At 31.3% G+C, this 16,333-nt stretch carries 18 protein-coding genes; 7 read left to right on the top strand and 11 right to left on the bottom strand.

Annotation, left to right across the window (positions count from 1 at the left end; all coding sequences use genetic code 11):
* Window positions 1–37: 37 nt before the first annotated feature.
* The 7 genes from GCU34_RS07925 to GCU34_RS07895 all read right to left on the bottom strand — a co-directional run bounded on the left by GCU34_RS07925 (window position 38) and on the right by GCU34_RS07895 (window position 6,286).
* Complete coding sequence (locus GCU34_RS07925; RefSeq protein WP_084656955.1) at window positions 38–277, bottom strand: cytochrome C oxidase subunit IV family protein; 240 nt, start codon at window positions 275–277, stop codon at window positions 38–40.
* 10 nt (window positions 278–287) lie between these two features.
* Window positions 288–860 (bottom strand): cytochrome c oxidase subunit 3, encoded by a 573-nt coding sequence (locus tag GCU34_RS07920; RefSeq protein ID WP_072784494.1) that lies wholly within the window; start codon window positions 858–860, stop codon window positions 288–290.
* Window positions 851–1,819 (bottom strand): DUF438 domain-containing protein, encoded by a 969-nt coding sequence (locus GCU34_RS07915; protein WP_072784669.1) that lies wholly within the window; start codon window positions 1,817–1,819, stop codon window positions 851–853. The genes GCU34_RS07920 and GCU34_RS07915 overlap by 10 nt, the downstream gene beginning before the upstream one ends.
* 1 nt (window position 1,820) lies before the next feature.
* Window positions 1,821–3,587, bottom strand: coding sequence for a nitric oxide reductase activation protein NorD (locus GCU34_RS07910; protein ID WP_072784492.1), 1,767 nt, complete (start codon window positions 3,585–3,587; stop codon window positions 1,821–1,823).
* A gap of 11 nt (window positions 3,588–3,598) precedes the next feature.
* Window positions 3,599–4,384: a CbbQ/NirQ/NorQ/GpvN family protein gene (locus GCU34_RS07905; RefSeq protein WP_072784490.1), complete on the bottom strand. Its 786-nt coding sequence runs from the start codon at window positions 4,382–4,384 to the stop codon at window positions 3,599–3,601.
* 114 nt (window positions 4,385–4,498) lie between these two features.
* Window positions 4,499–5,833, bottom strand: coding sequence for a cbb3-type cytochrome c oxidase subunit I (locus GCU34_RS07900; RefSeq protein ID WP_072784489.1), 1,335 nt, complete (start codon window positions 5,831–5,833; stop codon window positions 4,499–4,501).
* A gap of 21 nt (window positions 5,834–5,854) precedes the next feature.
* The gene (locus tag GCU34_RS07895; protein ID WP_072784487.1) at window positions 5,855–6,286 is read right to left on the bottom strand and encodes a c-type cytochrome; all 432 of its coding nucleotides are present in this window, start codon (window positions 6,284–6,286) and stop codon (window positions 5,855–5,857) included.
* A 157-nt stretch (window positions 6,287–6,443) separates the two neighbouring features.
* Here GCU34_RS07895 and ric point away from each other — a divergent pair, with 157 nt between their 5' ends.
* Window positions 6,444–7,166, top strand: a complete 723-nt coding sequence (ric, locus tag GCU34_RS07890) for an iron-sulfur cluster repair di-iron protein (RefSeq protein WP_072784486.1) — start codon at window positions 6,444–6,446, stop codon at window positions 7,164–7,166.
* Window positions 7,167–7,250: 84 nt separating this feature from the next.
* Here ric and GCU34_RS07885 read toward each other — a convergent pair whose 3' ends face one another.
* The 4 genes from GCU34_RS07885 to nirK all read right to left on the bottom strand — a co-directional run bounded on the left by GCU34_RS07885 (window position 7,251) and on the right by nirK (window position 11,404).
* Window positions 7,251–8,519 (bottom strand): alginate export family protein, encoded by a 1,269-nt coding sequence (locus tag GCU34_RS07885; protein ID WP_072784484.1) that lies wholly within the window; start codon window positions 8,517–8,519, stop codon window positions 7,251–7,253.
* 6 nt (window positions 8,520–8,525) lie between these two features.
* Window positions 8,526–9,128 carry an SCO family protein gene (locus GCU34_RS07880; RefSeq protein WP_072784482.1) on the bottom strand — a complete coding sequence of 201 codons (603 nt, stop codon included), beginning with the start codon at window positions 9,126–9,128 and terminating at the stop codon, window positions 8,526–8,528.
* Window positions 9,129–9,137: 9 nt separating this feature from the next.
* On the bottom strand, window positions 9,138–9,833 hold the full coding sequence (locus tag GCU34_RS07875; RefSeq protein ID WP_143146221.1) for a formylglycine-generating enzyme family protein: 696 nt from the start codon (window positions 9,831–9,833) through the stop codon (window positions 9,138–9,140).
* Window positions 9,834–9,940: 107 nt separating this feature from the next.
* Complete coding sequence (nirK, locus tag GCU34_RS07870; RefSeq protein ID WP_072784478.1) at window positions 9,941–11,404, bottom strand: copper-containing nitrite reductase; 1,464 nt, start codon at window positions 11,402–11,404, stop codon at window positions 9,941–9,943.
* Between the two features lie 163 nt (window positions 11,405–11,567).
* Between nirK and GCU34_RS07865 the strand changes: the two genes are divergently transcribed.
* From GCU34_RS07865 to GCU34_RS07840, 6 genes are read left to right on the top strand one after another with little or no spacing between them, the layout of a single operon-like run.
* Window positions 11,568–12,170: a TetR/AcrR family transcriptional regulator gene (locus tag GCU34_RS07865; protein WP_072784477.1), complete on the top strand. Its 603-nt coding sequence runs from the start codon at window positions 11,568–11,570 to the stop codon at window positions 12,168–12,170.
* The gene (locus GCU34_RS07860) at window positions 12,157–13,410 is read left to right on the top strand and encodes a TolC family protein (RefSeq protein ID WP_227658662.1); all 1,254 of its coding nucleotides are present in this window, start codon (window positions 12,157–12,159) and stop codon (window positions 13,408–13,410) included. The genes GCU34_RS07865 and GCU34_RS07860 overlap by 14 nt, the downstream gene beginning before the upstream one ends.
* A gap of 11 nt (window positions 13,411–13,421) precedes the next feature.
* Entirely contained in the window at window positions 13,422–14,300 is an 879-nt protein-coding gene (locus tag GCU34_RS07855) for an HlyD family secretion protein (RefSeq protein ID WP_072784473.1), read from the top strand.
* Between the two features lie 14 nt (window positions 14,301–14,314).
* The gene (locus GCU34_RS07850) at window positions 14,315–14,683 is read left to right on the top strand and encodes a cupin domain-containing protein (protein WP_227658661.1); all 369 of its coding nucleotides are present in this window, start codon (window positions 14,315–14,317) and stop codon (window positions 14,681–14,683) included.
* Window positions 14,684–14,686: 3 nt separating this feature from the next.
* Window positions 14,687–15,583, top strand: coding sequence for an ABC transporter ATP-binding protein (locus tag GCU34_RS07845; protein ID WP_072784471.1), 897 nt, complete (start codon window positions 14,687–14,689; stop codon window positions 15,581–15,583).
* A gap of 12 nt (window positions 15,584–15,595) precedes the next feature.
* On the top strand, window positions 15,596–16,330 hold the full coding sequence (locus GCU34_RS07840) for an ABC transporter ATP-binding protein (protein WP_072784666.1): 735 nt from the start codon (window positions 15,596–15,598) through the stop codon (window positions 16,328–16,330).
* Window positions 16,331–16,333: the final 3 nt, after the last annotated feature.

Here is a 16,333-nt window from a genome sequence, read left to right as displayed (position 1 = left end):
TTAGTTTGATATATGATTATTATCATCACTCAAAACATTAAAGTAAAATGATCAAAATTATCATCATTAAACTACCAAAACCTAAAATCATATATTTCCAAAAAGGATGCGCTTTTTTTAATTCCATAAATTGAAAAGCTACCAACCAAAACTTAATTAAAGCTAAAGTCACAACCGTTGTTGCCATAATCTCTGCACTTACATTTAATGCTAAAAAAGCAGCAATTACAGTTAGTGCCAACAACAAAATAAACGTAGAAGAAATTGTATCTTTCATAATCTATCATTTAAAAAAGTAAATAAAGTACTGGAAATAAAAGCAACCAAATTAAATCGCACATGTGCCAAAAACTGGCGCTAGCTTCGATGTTTTCAAAGGTTGCTTCTGTTTGTTTTTTTCTAATGGAAAACGTAATTACTAATAAAATTACCAATCCAACAACTACATGTATAAAATGAAAACCCGTTAATAGCCAATAAAATCTAAAAAACGAATTGTAATCCATGTGTAATCCGGCGTCTAATTTTTCGTAATATTCAAATGATTTTAAAACTAAAAATCCAAGACCTCCAACCATTGCACAATTGAAATAAAACAACGTCTTTTTGATATTAGCGGCTTTAAAAAAATGAATTCCTTTGGCTACAAAAAAACCACTAGTTAACAACAAAATCGTATTTATTGTTCCAATTTTTTTATTCAGTTTTAAACTACTGTTATGAAATAATTCACGCTCTTCTGAACCGTAATACGCTAATGCTAAAATTGCCATTCCGAAAGTGATAAGCTCCAAATAAGTAATAATCCAAATTAAAATGCCACCTGGCGGATAGTATATTGATTTTTCTTTTATCTCCATTCTAACAATCTTTTTTCTCCATTAATTTGCTTGATGTCGGTAATATCTTGTGACATTTCGATTACGCCTTTGTAATGTTTCTGAGCATCATGAACTGCGAAATAACGAATGTAAATCAGACGCTCTTTGTAGTTAATCCAGAAAGAAGCTTCGTTTTGTTCGCCTTTTCTAAACGCTTCTAAAATTTGCAAAACGGTATCCACACTTTTAGGCGGATGACAAAAACGAACTTCTCTACCAATAATTCCAGCACTTCTCGGAAAAACACGTTCTTCACCGCGATTGTAGAAAATTACTTTATCGTTTTCATCTACATACGTTAAATCAATTGGTAATGTTTTGAATAGTAAGTTCACTTGTTCAACAGTCATAAAGCCTTCATCGTAATGCGTTGCGTTTTCGTTGAAAACCACATCGGTTCTGCATTCTGTATCTTGAGAAGGATGAATGTATTCTGATTCTTTTGGAAATTTTGGTGGAGTTTCTGTCAACATCCAACCAATTTCGTCTTCACCTTTTCGCATTTTTATCCAATCTTCATCTGATAACATTTCTAAAGCATTCGGAAATAAAACGTTTTCTTCTACTTCTAATAGACGATATAAATTTTGAGAAATCAAATTGGTATTATGCTTGGCTGAAGTAAAATCTTGGTCTTCTAAATTTTTTCTAACAATTCGAAACATTTCTCTAATCGTATCGTGAAACGACCACATATTTCGAGAAGGTCCTGTCCAGCCTTTTTGTTCTAAAAACGGAAATAATTGATTTTCTTTTCGTTCAAATCGTCTTTCAACAGTTGCTAAATGATTGAAAATGTTATAAAATTTCTGAAATTCTTCTTTTGGATTAATACTATTTAATTCTTCTAATAATTGATGAATCAAATCGGTTTCTACAAAATAAGTATGAATAGGATGTCCTTCAATCACTTTTGTATGTGTTTCTGATGTTGACATTTTATTGATGTTTGATTTTCTCATATAGTTTTACTAATGATTTTAGTAAAGCTACGGGAGATGTTAGTATTTGATAATGATTTTGACCGAACATTTGCGGTAAATAATATTTGGCTTGTGCTTCAATAGCTAAGGCATACGAATTAATTTTTCGCTCGTTCAATTCTCGTAATGCTTGTTTAATATCTTGAATGCCATGTTGTCCTTCGTATTTATCGTAATCGTTTGGTTTTCCATCGGAAAGCACGATAATCCATTTATTTTTAGCATCCAATTGATCCATTCTTGCTCCAGCGTGACGTAAAGCGGGACCAATTCGAGTATATCCATTAGGCTCAACAGCTCCGATTTTATGTTTGGCTTTGTTCCAACTTTCGTTGAAATCTTTCAAAGTGAGATAAGTTGTGAAATTTCTAGTTTTGGAATAAAATCCGTCAATAGCAAAATCGATATCGAACTCGTGCAGGATTTCCCCAAATAAAATGGAAACTTCTTTTTCTACATCAATCACACGATTTCCTGCGGCATAACCATCGCTTGAAAGACTAATATCTAGCAAAACCAAAATAGTAAGGTCTTTATCTTTCTTTCTTTGAGATAAATAAATGCGTTCGTCTGGCGATTTTCCAGAATGAATGTCGGTATATAAATCGGTTAATGCATCTAAATCGAAAGCGTCACCTTGTGATTGTCTTCGTTGTTGCTGCATTTTATTATTGACACTGGTCAGCATTTTTCGTAAACCATTTAAAGTGGTTTTGTACTTCGCCATCGTGTTTTTATAATAAGGCGAATGTGTTTTAAGTTGGGTTTTCGGATATACTTTACAGAAATCTGTTAAGTATTTTCGTTTTTTAAAATCCCACTCGTCGTATTTTAAATGAAAACCCTTTTCATCTATTTCAGCACTTTCGGCTATAGAAGTGTTTTCAACAAAATCTGCTTGATATACAGAATGCACCATATCATCAACCCGAACCGTAAACTTCATGTTCATTTCTTCCAAGGCTTCTTGATGATCTTTTAAATCATCTTTTCCATCAAAATCGCGCCAATTTCCGTTGAATTCTTCTGCAGTTTCAATTTTCTCGAAACTGTGCATAAGCACATAATCTTCTTGTTGTTTTTTGTCAATAGTAAGCGACTCAATTTCTTCAACAGCTTTTGCATGAAGCGTAGTTTCGGCTACAACATTATTTTTTATTTTCTTAGTATTGTCATCAAAGTTTTGTAACACATTTTCATCTTCAATTTCTTGAGTGTTTTTCATCCATTTTCCGTACAGCCAAGAATAATCAATGGATTGGTCTTTTTTATTAACGGGTAATTTTGGAACCGCATCATAATAAAACTCTTGCATGGATGGATATTTTTCAAACATTTCACCAATGACTAATGGCGCTGTTTCAAAGGCTTTTTCCAAAGAAAGTTCTGGTGAATTATCTTGGTTATCCCAATTCAAATTCAGTTGTTTCTGAATACTCAAATACACCGTTCTGAAAAAATAAAATTTCAGATTTTCCTCTTTTGTTGGAAAAAGCGAACAATTTATTGGAAGAAAGAAGTTTTTGTTTTTATAACCACCTTCTCGTTCGGCTGGAAAAATTTCGATTGGCGCACCACAAATCGCTCTTGCAAAAAGAGTCAATCGCGGTTTGATATCAGATAAGTTGATTTGACGGCTCAGAATTTCGGCATCATTGAGTCGTTTATTTTTAAAGTACTTGAGTACTCTTTTATAGATAATCTCGTCTAATTCTAAGCCCATATCTCAAATCTTTAAATCATTAAATCGCACAAATCGTTTAAAGCTTGAATGGTTTCTTGCTCATCTGTTAAAGGTTCAACAACGGCAACGTGAACGGCTAATCGTTTTGGTAATCCGTTATTGATAAGTTTCGCGGCGTCCACTAATAATCGAGTGGAAACGGTTTCGGTTAGCCCTAATTCGGTAAGATTTCTGATTTTAGTTCCGATTGCGACTAATTTTTGAGCAATATCTGCTTGAATTCCTGTTTCATTCACTAAAATTTCTGCTTCAATTTTAGGCTTTGGATAATCGAATGAAAGCGCAACAAAACGCTGACGTGTTGAAGGTTTTAATTCTTTAAAACCTTTTTGATATCCTGGATTGAAAGAGGCTACTAGTAGAAAATCAGAATGTGCCCTAATGGTTTCACCTAATTTATCAATAAAAAGTTCCCTTCTATGATCGGTTAAAGAGTGAATGGCTACAATAACATCTGGACGTGCTTCGGCAACTTCATCTAGATATAAAATATAACCGTTTTTTACAGCGATAGATAATGGTCCGTCAATCCAAACCGTTTCACTTCCTTTAATAATAAAACGTCCTATTAAATCGGTTGCAGAAGTTTCCTCGTGACAACTTACAGTGACTAATGTTTTGTTAACTTCATTTGCCATATATTCGATAAATCGAGATTTTCCAGAGCCTGTTGGTCCTTTCAATAATAAAGGCAATCGCAATTGGTTGATTTGATTAAAAATTTCAATTTCAGAGCAAACTGCTTTGTAAAAAATGGTTTTTTCAGCTACTTTCATGGCAATTTATTTTTAAAAAAACCGAAACCAAAAGCGGGCAGTGACAACTCTGGGCAATTGGTTTCGGCAGGGTTAGTTATTAAACGCTAATCAAAGATTAAAAACTAACCTTTACTATTCTTTTACTAGAGCTTCATCTGTAGGTTTACCATATTTGATAAACTCTAAGATGTATAAGGTAATTCCGGTTGTAAATAATGTGGCACAAAGCAACAATACTACAAAGTGAATACTGATTTCGTTTTGTACATCCATGAAATCCATTTTCATTTTACGTTCCATGTATACTTGAGCAACACCAGCAACACCAAAGGCTACAGTCATTCCTAACATTCCGATATTTGACAACCAAAATGCCATATGACCTCTTGTGCTATCGTATAATTTACGCCCTGTTATATTTGGAAGTGCATAACTAATAATTGCTAAAACAATCATAGCATAAGCTCCCCAAAACGCATAGTGTCCGTGCATAGCGGTTACTAATGTTCCGTGTGTATAAATATTTGTTTGTGGTAAAGTATGCGCAAATCCTAATAATCCAGCTCCAATGAAAGATACAATTGAAGCACCAATTGTCCAGAATAAAGCAATTTTATTTGGATGCGATTTTTCACCTTTTCTATACATATATACTGCAAATAATGCCATTGCTAAGAATGCTAACGGTTCTAATGCCGAAAAGATTCCACCGACAATTAACCAAATTTTGTTTACTCCGATATAATAATAGTGATGTCCTGTTCCTAATAAACCTGAAAGGAAAGTTAAACCTACAATTACATATAACCATTTTTCAATAACCTCACGGTCAACTCCGGTTAATTTGATTAATAAGTACGATAAAATACCGCCCATAATCAATTCCCATACACCTTCTACCCACAAGTGAACTACCCACCAACGAAAAAATGAATCGGTTACTTGGCTATCGAACCAAATCATTCCTGGTAAATACAACAAGGCTGCAAAAAGCAATCCCATTGAGAGTACTAAAGCAGTTGTTGTTCGTCTTTCTGCTTTAAAGAGTGTCCCTAAAATTAGTCCTAAAAACAATAGTACATTTACGACAACTAAAAAGTCTAATTCTCTTGGAATCTCAAGAAATTTTCTTCCTTCCCAAATATTAAAATGATAGCCAACGATGGCTAAAACACCAACAACAGCTAAGGAAATTAACTGAACATACGCCCATTTTACGCTGATTAATTCGCGTTGTGCTTCTTCAGGAATAATGTAATAAGCTGCCCCCATAAAACCAGTTAACAACCAAACTACTAATAAATTTGTGTGAACGGCTCTCGCTGTATTGAACGGTATAAAATCGTGAAGACCATCCATTCCAATACGGGCAAAGCCCATTATAAAACCGTAGATAATTTGTAATGCAAATAATAACATACACAATCCAAAGAACCAATACGCTACTTTTTGTGATTTATATTTCATCTTTCTATATTTTTTGGATTATTATTTATCTTTCGCTAAAGGTGATACTACACGGTCGAAACCATTCAAATCTATATTACCAATCCATTTAAAGTAAGCAATCATAGCTTCTGCATCGGCATCGTTCATTTGATATTTTACCATTTTTCGTCCTTTCGGTGCCCACGGTACAGGTGATTGTAAAACTGCTTTTACATAACCTTCGCCTCGACGTTCGATTACTTTTGTAAGTTCAGGAGCATAATAGCCTCCTTCCCCAAGTATGGTATGACAACCCATACAATTATTCGATTCCCAAATTTCCTTTCCTCGAATAACTTTTGCATCAATCTTATCATGATAAGTTTGATCATTTTTAGGCATGAACGAATAAACGGTTAAGCCTATAAAGACTAAAAAGGTTACTACAGTTCCTCCTAAAAAAAATGCTCGTGCTTGTGATTTTGATAACATATTTTAGGTGTTAGTTAGAAATTATAAAGGATATTTTTATCCTTTTTTATTTATTGCAAAATAAACATCAATAAATAATTTTTAATATGATTTGAATCATAGATAAACAAAATAATTAAAGATAATTTTGTCCTTTAATCTTATATAAATAAAAAATATGGTAATAGATAATAATAAAACTATAGGAGATATTGTAGCTAATGATTTTAGAACAGCAGGTGTTTTTAGTCAATTAGGTATTGATTTTTGCTGTAAAGGAAATAGAACAATAGATGAAGTATGTACAAAAAAAGGCATCGATAAATATGCGCTTTTGGACGAATTAGAACGTGTGACGGCTAACATTAACAATAAAGAAATTGATTTTAAATCATGGGAATTAGATTTGTTAATTGATTATATTGAGAAAAAACACCATCGTTATGTAGAAGAAAAAACGCCTGTATTGTTAGCGTTTTTAGACAAACTTACAAAAGTGCATGGTACAAAACATCCTGAATTATTTGAAATTAATAAACTTTTTTATCAAGGAGCAGGAGAATTAGCTCAACATATGAAAAAAGAAGAATTAATTCTTTTCCCATTTATAAAGAATATGGTTTCAGCAAATAAAAAAAATACTACGCTTGAAATGCCTGGTTTTGGTTCTGTTGAAAATCCAATTGCTATGATGAAACATGAACATGAAAATGAAGGGGAGCGTTATGAAAAAATTAAAGCTCTATCAAATAATTATAATCCACCTGCAGATGCTTGCAGCACATATAAAGTTACTTTTCAAATGTTAGAAGAGTTTGAACAAGATTTACATACTCATATTCATCTTGAAAATAACATTTTATTTCCAAAGGCGATTGATTTACAATCAAAGTTTAATTAGTTTTTAGGTTGGTGACAACTATGTTGTCAAAAAGAAAAGGAGATTATGAAAATAATCTCCTTTTTGAATTAATAAAACATTGAATTATTTAGAAAATGATAGAATTTGAGGGTTAAATGAAAGCATTACCCAAGCCCAATTATTATTATTGTTTCTATTTCCTGATTTTAAAACTTCCATAGTTTTGGTTGCAAACATATGTGAATATCCCGCAGTTAATCCAACGTTTTTATGCAATTGATATGATGTTGTAAAATCTATTTCGGTTCCCAAATAAGAATCCATAGTTTGAGTTACATTTAAAGGTTCAATAACATCTGCCGCCGTCATAAATACATGTGGAATTAAACTAAATTTCCAATTTTTAGCTGTATAATTCAATTTCAAATAAAGGTCTTGCAATCCTACAGAATTTTTATGATTTCCTACATAAAAATAATCCATATATCCATTAAATCCGTGGTTTGTTCCAAAAAGTGGTGCGAACGATTTTACTTTGTTGCTAGAATCGTTTTGAGCTTTTCCAGAAAGTATTTCATAACCTAAACTAGTGCTAAACTTTGCTGTAAAATTATAATTCATATTTAAGTCAACATTGTAAGCAAATACAGTATTACTTGACGATTTTCCTGTTTGTGTATAGAAACTTAAATCGGTATTAAACTTACTCTTTTTATATTTTAAAAATGTTCCAAAAGTTTGCAAATAATCAGTTTCTAATTCATTGGTTACAGAATCTTCATATTGAAAACCTGTGTTTAAAGCTAAAAGACTTACTTGAAAATCTTTTACAACTGTATGAAACCAAGCATATTGCAAGTTTTTATAATTAGTAGTGTACAAATCGCGATACAAATTTTCGGCATCGGCATTTAGCGCCGTACCTATATCTAATTTCATTTTATTTTTTTTGTATGAAACCACAAGTGCATCATGACTTTGTCCTTGTTGAGCCCAATCTATTTCGCCTAAAATTCTTTGATTGTCGTAACTTATAACTTGTCTACCAAAACGTGCGCTCCAATTTGAATTGAAATCGTATTGTCCCCAAGCTTCAAATAGCATAACACCGTTTTTATCGGAAGTAGTGGTAGTTTTAACATCGCCCCAAACTCTAACATTTTGAAGTTTTATATTTGCCGATAATTTTTCGTGCTTAAAATTTAAGTTTAATCTAGAACGTTGCGAGATAAAAGATGTGGGTAATTCATTATCTGGTATTAATTCTTTATATCCATTTCTGTATTCATATCTTGGTCTAAATTGTATACTTGCGTCAAATTCTTGGGCAAATGAAATCATAGACATATTTAAAAAGAATAAACTGAATACAATTCTATATATGTTCTTCATATTAAATTATTTTTTAGCTTCTGCTATTATTGTTTCAACAGTTTTATCATAGCTAACGCCTAATCCTTCTTGTTGATAAACCATTTCTCCTTCTTTATTAAATACACTTATAATATTTGAATGAGAAAAATCTATAGGTGAAATTTTTTTATAATTCACCGCTAAAACAGCTGCAAATTCTCTAGTTTGATTTTCATTTGAACTAAGAAAAACCCAATGATCATCTGTCATTTTATTCTCAATTGAAAATTCTTTTAAACGCTCTGGAGTGTCAACTTCTGGATCAATACTTACTAAAATAAACTTTACATTTTGTTTTAGTTCAGTACTAATTTGCTCTTCAATGTTTCGCATATCGGCTACTAATCTTGGACAAGCAGCTTTGCATGATGTATATATCATTACCATTACAAGAACGTTTCCTTTATAATCTTTTAATTCTATATTTTCGCCATTTTGATTTGTCCAGTTTTCGGGTAAATTGTAAATAGACATATCTGAGATTGGTTTTTCAATTTCAACACCATTTTTTATTTTTTGAGATTGATGGTCTTTTTTACAACTTACAAAAATGCAAAAAGTAACGAGTAATATGATAATTTTTCTCATTGTTAATAGTTAATTTATTGTTTTAGCGCACCTAAAACCTAAGTTTTTTGTGGTATAATTTGCTTTTATGCTGCCTCTAAAAGCATAGCGCATAAATGCGGCATAATTCATTAAATCAGTTGCATTTACAGAACCGCTGCCGCAAAACAAATTTTTGTCGGTATCTTTATCTTTTCTAGATTCTCCCGAAAGAAAAATGCTATTAAAATCAAATGTCCATTCCCAAATTAGTCCGTGCATATCATAAACGCCCCAGTAATTTTTAAAAGTACTTCCTACAGCTTGATTTGAAGAGTTGTTTTTTTCGTACCAACTTAAAATGTATTCATTAAATTCTTCTCGTGGGCGAGCGTCTTTTCGTTTTTCATCTGCCATGGCAACATATTCCCATTCGTCTAGTGTAACCAATCTTTTATCTTGACATTCGCAATATTTTTTTGCTGCAAACCACGAAATATTTGTAACCGGTGCATTTGGATTTAAAACTCCAAAATCAAAATCATTTTTCCATTGATACAAATAATTTGAATCTGCAAATAATCGTTTTATTTGGGATTTCGAATAAGTTGGATTAGTTTTTACAAATTCTAAATAATCTTTGTTGGTAACTGGATAAATATCAATTAAAAAAGTATTTACCTTAACTGTTTTGTCTTCTGTTGAACCATATAATGGTATAAATGTGCCTTCATTTATTTGTACCATTTTATTGTTGTTTTTTTGAGAAAAAGAGACAGAAGAACAGAATAATAAAAGGGCGTAAAGATATTTTTTTAAATTATGTAATTCCATCTCTTTATAATTTTAGTTCATTATTCGTGAATATCTTTAGCTTTTTTAACTGGTTTCGCTCTTTCAGTTTTAACCATTTCTGGAGTTACATTCGTTTTATTATTACCCCAACTATTATACACATAAGTTAATACATCGGAAATTTCTTGGTCAGTTAAATTTTGACTAGTCATTACCGAATTAAATTTGTTTCCATTTACAGTTATTTCTCCTGTTAATCCGTGTAAAACAGCACTAATTGCTCGATTGGAATCAGCATTTAAATAATCTGATTTTGCTAAAGGAGGGAAAGCACCTGGTATTCCTTGTCCTTCAGATTGGTGACAAGCAAAACAAGTTCTGCCATAAATATTTTTACCATCTGCAATTTGTTGTTCTAAAGTTTTGGCTACAATAATTTCTTTACCATTAACCGAAGGCATATTTTGAATAGTTCCTCCTTCTGGATGATATATACCTTCCTGAGTTGTTCCTGAATAGATTTTTTTGTCTTCATCACCTTCAACTTTTAACATTCCTAAAGCACCTTTATTAAATGCTCTGAAAATTGAATGATCAACTAATATAAAAGTACCAGGTACATCTACCTTAAACTCAACTATTGTAGCGCCTCCTGCAGGAATTAAAGTGGTTTGAACGTTTTCATTAATTAAATCACCTCCTTCAACATGTACTTTATCAAATATTTCTCCAATAACGTGGAACGAAGACACAATATTTGGACCACCATTACCCATGTATAGCCTAACCGTTTCTCCTTTTTTTGCTGTTAAAGCCCCATCACCTGTTAAAGCCCCAACTTTACCATTAAATACAACATAATCTGGGTGTTCATCAACCGCTTTTGTCATGTCAAAAGGTTGCATACCTGGTTCTCCATACTTTCCTTTAGTGTAAAAATCTCCTTGCATTACATAATATTCTTTATCTACAGGAGGTAAACCACCTTCTGGTTCAACTAAAATTAAACCATACATACCATTTGCTATGTGCATTCCAACTGGAGCTGTGGCACAATGATACACATATAAACCAGGATTAATACATTTAAAATTAAATGTTTTTTCTTGACCTGGCGCTACTAATGAAGATGTTGCTCCACCACCAGGACCTGTTACTGCGTGTAAATCGATATTGTGCGGTAACTTATTATCAGGATGATTACTTAGTGTAAACTCTACCTCGTCACCAACTCTTGTTCTAATAAAGCTACCAGGAACGCTTCCGCCGAAAGTCCAGTAAACATACTTAACACCGTCTGACATTTCACCTTCTTGCTCTTTAATTTCCATTTTAACAATTAGCTTTTTAGCAGGTCTGTTTCCCACAGGTTTAGGTACAAATGGTGGGGCTGTTAATTCTGCTACCATCTCTCCGTTTACTTTCATATCTACAGGAGTCAATTTTAATGTTTGATCCTTCTTGCACGAAACAACAAATGCTAACAATGCACTCATTACGAAAAATTTTAAATTTGATTTCATTTTTTTTAGAATTATTGATACAACAAATTTAAAGGACAAAAATGTCTTTTAATATGATTTATATCATTTTTGAAAAAAAATGTTAAACTTTTCTAAATAAAAAAAGTTTTATAATAAAGTTCCTATCTTTGTTAACCATTTGGTTAATCTAAAAAGTTAATTTATGTCAACTGAAGAAAAAATATTCGAAGCTGCATTTAAAGTTTTTCAAAGAAAAGGGTTTAGTGGTGCAAGAATGCAAGAAATAGCTGATGAAGCTGAGATTAATAAAGCCATGCTTCATTATTTCTTTCGAAGCAAAGAAAAACTATTTGAAGCCGTATTCTTAAATGCTTTTGGAAAATTGGCACCACAGGTTAATATTATTTTTAACTCTGAAGATTCAGTTTTTGCTAAGATTGAAAAGTTTACACAAAGCTACATCAATTTTGTTCTTGAATATCCATTTTTACCACAATTCATTGTCCAAGAAATGAATAATAATAGTGAATTTGTATCTAAGTTTTTAAATGTTGAAAACCGACCTAATCCTATTAAACTTATCGCTCAAATTGAAAAAGAAATTGAATTGGGAATAATAAAACCAATCAATCCTAAACAATTATTATTAGATATTTTCTCCATGACAATTTTCTCATTTGCAGCACAAGGTTTAGTAAAAGGCATGTTACAGCTAACAGAAGAAGATTTTAAATATCTAATGATTGAACGTAAAAAACATATAAGTAATCAAATAATTATGGCAATTAAAAATGATGAAGTATAAAATAGTAATAATAAGTTTTTTTCTTTTCCAAATAGTTACTGCTCAAGAGCAATTGACATTAGAAAAATGTTATCAATTGGTGGAAACTAATTATCCATTAGCGAAACAAAATTCAATTTTAGCAAATCAGCTTGAAGTTCAAACAGAAGCTTTTAATAAAGATAAATTACCAAAAATTTCGTTAAATGCTCAAGCTACTTATCAATCGGAAGTTACTCAAGTTCCTTTTTCTTTACCCAACGCTACAATTGAACCACTAAACAAAGATCAATATCGTGCAACTTTAGATGTGAACCAACTTATTTATAACGGAAATGTTATAGAAGCGCAAACTAATTTAAAAACAGCACAAACCAAAACGCAACAGCAACAGGTAAAAGTTACATTATATCAATTGAAAAGTGTTGTAAATCAATATTATTTTGGAATCTTATTGTTACAGAAAAAACAAGAATTAGTAACGGCAAAAAAAGTATTACTTCTCGAGAAAATTAAAGAAATTCAAGCGGCTGTTAAGTTTGATGCCGTTTTGCCTTCTTCTGAACAAGTAATTGAAGCTGAGATTATTAAAATTAATCAGCAATCTAACGATATTCGATACGAAAAATTAAAACTCTTCAATTATCTAAATAAATTAACTGATTCAAACTTTAATGAAGATACTGTATTAGTAGTAGAAAAATCAATTATAAGTCAAGAAGGTAGTCGTCCAGAATACAAATTATTTGAATTGCAAAATCAACAAATAGATGCGAATAAAAGCCTTATTTCTAAAACTAATTACCCAAAAGTGAATGCTTTTGCACAAGGTGGCTATGGAAATCCTGCTTTAAATATGTTGAATAATTCATTTGAAACTTTTTACATGGCTGGAATTCGATTAAACTGGACATTATTCGATTGGAATAAAACCAAAAAAGAAAAAGAGGCTTTAGAGATTTCAAAACAACTAATTGAAACCGAAAAAGAAACTTTTGAATTAAATATCAATAGCCAATTACAAGAAGTTAATTTTGAAATAGAGCGAATTGAGCAACAAATTATAAGTGATGCTGAGATTATTCAATTACGAGAAAAAATTGTTCTTTCAGCCGAAGCGCAAATGAAAAATGGTGTTATTACTTCATCAGATTATTTGAATGAAGTTACTCAACTTTTTGAAGCTAAAATCAACGAACAAACACATAAAGTTCAATTAGAATTGGCAAAAGCGAATTATCAAATTATTAAAGGAAATTAAATCGACATAAAATGAAAACATTCATAAAAATAATTTTTGTTTCAATAGTATTGTCAAGTTGTAATAAAAACAACGAAAATGCTGATGCATACGGAAATTTTGAAACTACCGAAGTTACCGTTTCCTCTGAAGCAAACGGTAAAATTGAGTTTTTAAATATTGAAGAAGGAAATGAAATCAAAAAAGGTCAAGTTGTAGCTTTAATCGATACGCTTCAATTGCATTTTAATAAAGAACAACTTAAAGCTTCTATAGCAACGGTTCAATCCAAATCAGCTTCGGTTTTATCACAAATATCTGTTTTAAACGAACAATTAAAAACCGCTAAAATTGAACAGAATAGAATTTTAAACATGTTCAACGAAAATGCAGCAACAAAAAGACAAGTAGATGAAATTGAAGGAAAAGTTAATGTAATCAACAAACAAATTAATAGTGTTCAAACGCAAAATGCACCTATTTTAAATGAAGTCAAATCTATTGAAGTTCAAATTGCAAAATTAGAAGACCAGATAAAAAAATCGCAAGTTATTAATCCAATTGACGGAACAGTTTTAACAAAATATGCCGAAGCATCAGAAATTACGGCCTTTGGAAAACCACTTTATAAAATTGCCAATCTTAATGAAATGGAGCTTCGTGTGTATTTTTCAGAGACACAGTTACCACAAATAAAAATTGGTCAGCATGTAAAAATTGTTATCGATTCTAATGATAGCACAAAATCCTACAACGGAACAATCTCTTGGATAAGTTCGCAAGCCGAGTTTACACCAAAAGTAATTCAAACCAAAGAAGAAAGAACCAATTTAGTTTACGCTGTAAAAGTAAAAGTAAAAAACGACGGAAGTTTAAAAATAGGAATGCCAGCTGAAGTATGGCTTAATTAATAATTAGATTCAGAATGAAAAAAGTATTATTTATCGCAATGTTATCTATTGCAATTGGATGCAAATCAACCAAAACAAATTCAAAATCAACAACTATGAACTTAAACAACTTACATACCGAAGATAAAGCTGTTCAAACAAACCTATTGTTTCAACCAAGTGAAGCTAAAGTGATTTCATTGCAAATTGCTAAAAACGAACAATTAAAAGAACACATAACAAAAGTTCCAGCTTTGTTAGTATGTGTAAATGGAAATGCTACTTATAATGACGAAAATGGAACATCTGTTCAATTACAATCGGGAGATTATTTCAATATTCCTGTAAATGTAAAACATTGGGTAGATGCACATGAAAAAAGTAATTTTTTATTGATAAAATAATTTATGAGTATTTCGGTTCAAAATATATCCAAAAGTTACAAAGAGGTTCAGGCGCTACAAAACATTAGTTTTGAAGTAAATGAAGGGGAACTCTTTGGATTAATTGGTCCAGATGGAGCGGGCAAAACTACTCTTTTTCGTTTACTCACTACTTTACTTATTCCTAATGAAGGAAATGCAACAGTAGCCGAATATGACATTATAAAAAATGTAAAAGAAATTAGAAATGCTGTAGGTTATATGCCAGGTAAATTCTCTTTATATCAAGATTTAACCATAGCAGAAAATTTAGAGTTTTTTGCAACCATTTTTGGTACAACTGTAGAAGAAAATTACGATTTAATCGAAGATATTTATGTGCAGATTGAACCTTTTAAAAATAGAAGAGCTGGAGCCTTATCAGGTGGAATGAAACAAAAATTGGCATTATGCTGCGCCTTGATTCATAAACCTAAAGTTTTGTTTTTAGACGAACCTACAACTGGAGTTGATCCTGTTTCGAGAAAGGAATTTTGGGAAATGCTCAAGCGATTAAAACAAAAAGGAATTACAATTTTAGTATCTACTCCTTATATGGATGAAGCCGCTTTGTGTGATAGAATTGCTTTAATTCAAGAAGGAAAAATATTAAAAATAGATTCGCCTGAAAACATTGTGAATTCGTATGAAAAAGCAATTTACGAAGTAAAATCAGATACGATGTATCAATTAATTGAAGATTTAAAAGCATTTCCATCAAGTTATAGCGTGTATGCTTTTGGTGAATTTGTTCATTATACTGATAAAGGCGATTTATTTAAAATTGAAAACTTAATGAGTTATTTAGCCGAAAAAGGGCATCAAAATATTACCATTCAAAAAGCAAAAACAAGTATTGAAGATGTTTTTATGGATTTATAAATGGAACAGACAATGAACCAACAAAAAATCATAGAAGTAGAAAACCTAACCAAAAAGTTTGGAGATTTTACAGCTGTAAAAAGTATTTCTTTTCACGTAAACAAAGGCGAAATATTTGGATTTTTAGGTGCAAATGGTGCTGGAAAAACTACGGCTATGAAAATGCTAATTGGTATTTCAAATCCTACAAGTGGTAACGCAATTGTTGCAGGTTATAATGTGCAATCACAAAGTGAATTGGTGAAAAAAAGTATTGGTTATATGAGCCAGAAATTTTCACTTTATGACGATTTATCGGTACAAGAAAACATTACATTTTTTGGTGGTATTTATGGTTTATCAAAAAATCAAATTAAATTAAAAACAGAAACTTTAATTGAAAATCTCCAATTGGGAAATATCACAAAAACTAAAGTTGGCGATTTGCCATTAGGTTGGAAACAGAAATTAGCGTTTTCGGTTGCACTATTACACGAACCTAAAATTGTTTTTTTAGATGAACCTACAGGAGGCGTTGATCCAATTACGAGAAGACAATTTTGGGAATTAATTTATGCCGAAGCTCATAAAGGAACAACCATTTTTGTTACAACACATTACATGGATGAAGCCGAATATTGTAATCGAGTTTCGATAATGGTTGAAGGTGTTATTGAAGCTTTAGATTCGCCAAAGAATTTGAAAAAACAATTTGGTGTTGAATCTATGAATGAAGTGTTTTTAAAGTTGGCTCGTAACATAGAATAATTA

This window comes from Flavobacterium haoranii, assembly GCF_009363055.1.
Taxonomy (GTDB): Bacteria; Bacteroidota; Bacteroidia; order Flavobacteriales; family Flavobacteriaceae; genus Flavobacterium; species Flavobacterium haoranii.
Note: the sequence above shows the minus strand (reverse complement) of the source record. Positions and strands in the feature narration are given on the sequence as shown.

Coding starts and splice junctions, on each gene's coding strand:
- ric (WP_072784486.1), top strand. CDS start 6,444: ATGGTAATAGATAATAATAAAACTATAGGAGATATTGTAGCTAATGAT.
- GCU34_RS07900 (WP_072784489.1), bottom strand. CDS start 5,833: ATGAAATATAAATCACAAAAAGTAGCGTATTGGTTCTTTGGATTGTGT.
- GCU34_RS07895 (WP_072784487.1), bottom strand. CDS start 6,286: ATGTTATCAAAATCACAAGCACGAGCATTTTTTTTAGGAGGAACTGTA.
- nirK (WP_072784478.1), bottom strand. CDS start 11,404: ATGAAATCAAATTTAAAATTTTTCGTAATGAGTGCATTGTTAGCATTT.
- GCU34_RS07860 (WP_227658662.1), top strand. CDS start 12,157: ATGATGAAGTATAAAATAGTAATAATAAGTTTTTTTCTTTTCCAAATA.
- GCU34_RS07865 (WP_072784477.1), top strand. CDS start 11,568: ATGTCAACTGAAGAAAAAATATTCGAAGCTGCATTTAAAGTTTTTCAA.
- GCU34_RS07845 (WP_072784471.1), top strand. CDS start 14,687: ATGAGTATTTCGGTTCAAAATATATCCAAAAGTTACAAAGAGGTTCAG.
- GCU34_RS07885 (WP_072784484.1), bottom strand. CDS start 8,519: ATGAAGAACATATATAGAATTGTATTCAGTTTATTCTTTTTAAATATG.
- GCU34_RS07880 (WP_072784482.1), bottom strand. CDS start 9,128: ATGAGAAAAATTATCATATTACTCGTTACTTTTTGCATTTTTGTAAGT.
- GCU34_RS07875 (WP_143146221.1), bottom strand. CDS start 9,833: ATGGTACAAATAAATGAAGGCACATTTATACCATTATATGGTTCAACA.
- GCU34_RS07910 (WP_072784492.1), bottom strand. CDS start 3,587: ATGGGCTTAGAATTAGACGAGATTATCTATAAAAGAGTACTCAAGTAC.
- GCU34_RS07905 (WP_072784490.1), bottom strand. CDS start 4,384: ATGAAAGTAGCTGAAAAAACCATTTTTTACAAAGCAGTTTGCTCTGAA.
- GCU34_RS07915 (WP_072784669.1), bottom strand. CDS start 1,819: ATGTCAACATCAGAAACACATACAAAAGTGATTGAAGGACATCCTATT.
- GCU34_RS07925 (WP_084656955.1), bottom strand. CDS start 277: ATGAAAGATACAATTTCTTCTACGTTTATTTTGTTGTTGGCACTAACT.
- GCU34_RS07855 (WP_072784473.1), top strand. CDS start 13,422: ATGAAAACATTCATAAAAATAATTTTTGTTTCAATAGTATTGTCAAGT.
- GCU34_RS07840 (WP_072784666.1), top strand. CDS start 15,596: ATGAACCAACAAAAAATCATAGAAGTAGAAAACCTAACCAAAAAGTTT.
- GCU34_RS07850 (WP_227658661.1), top strand. CDS start 14,315: ATGAAAAAAGTATTATTTATCGCAATGTTATCTATTGCAATTGGATGC.
- GCU34_RS07920 (WP_072784494.1), bottom strand. CDS start 860: ATGGAGATAAAAGAAAAATCAATATACTATCCGCCAGGTGGCATTTTA.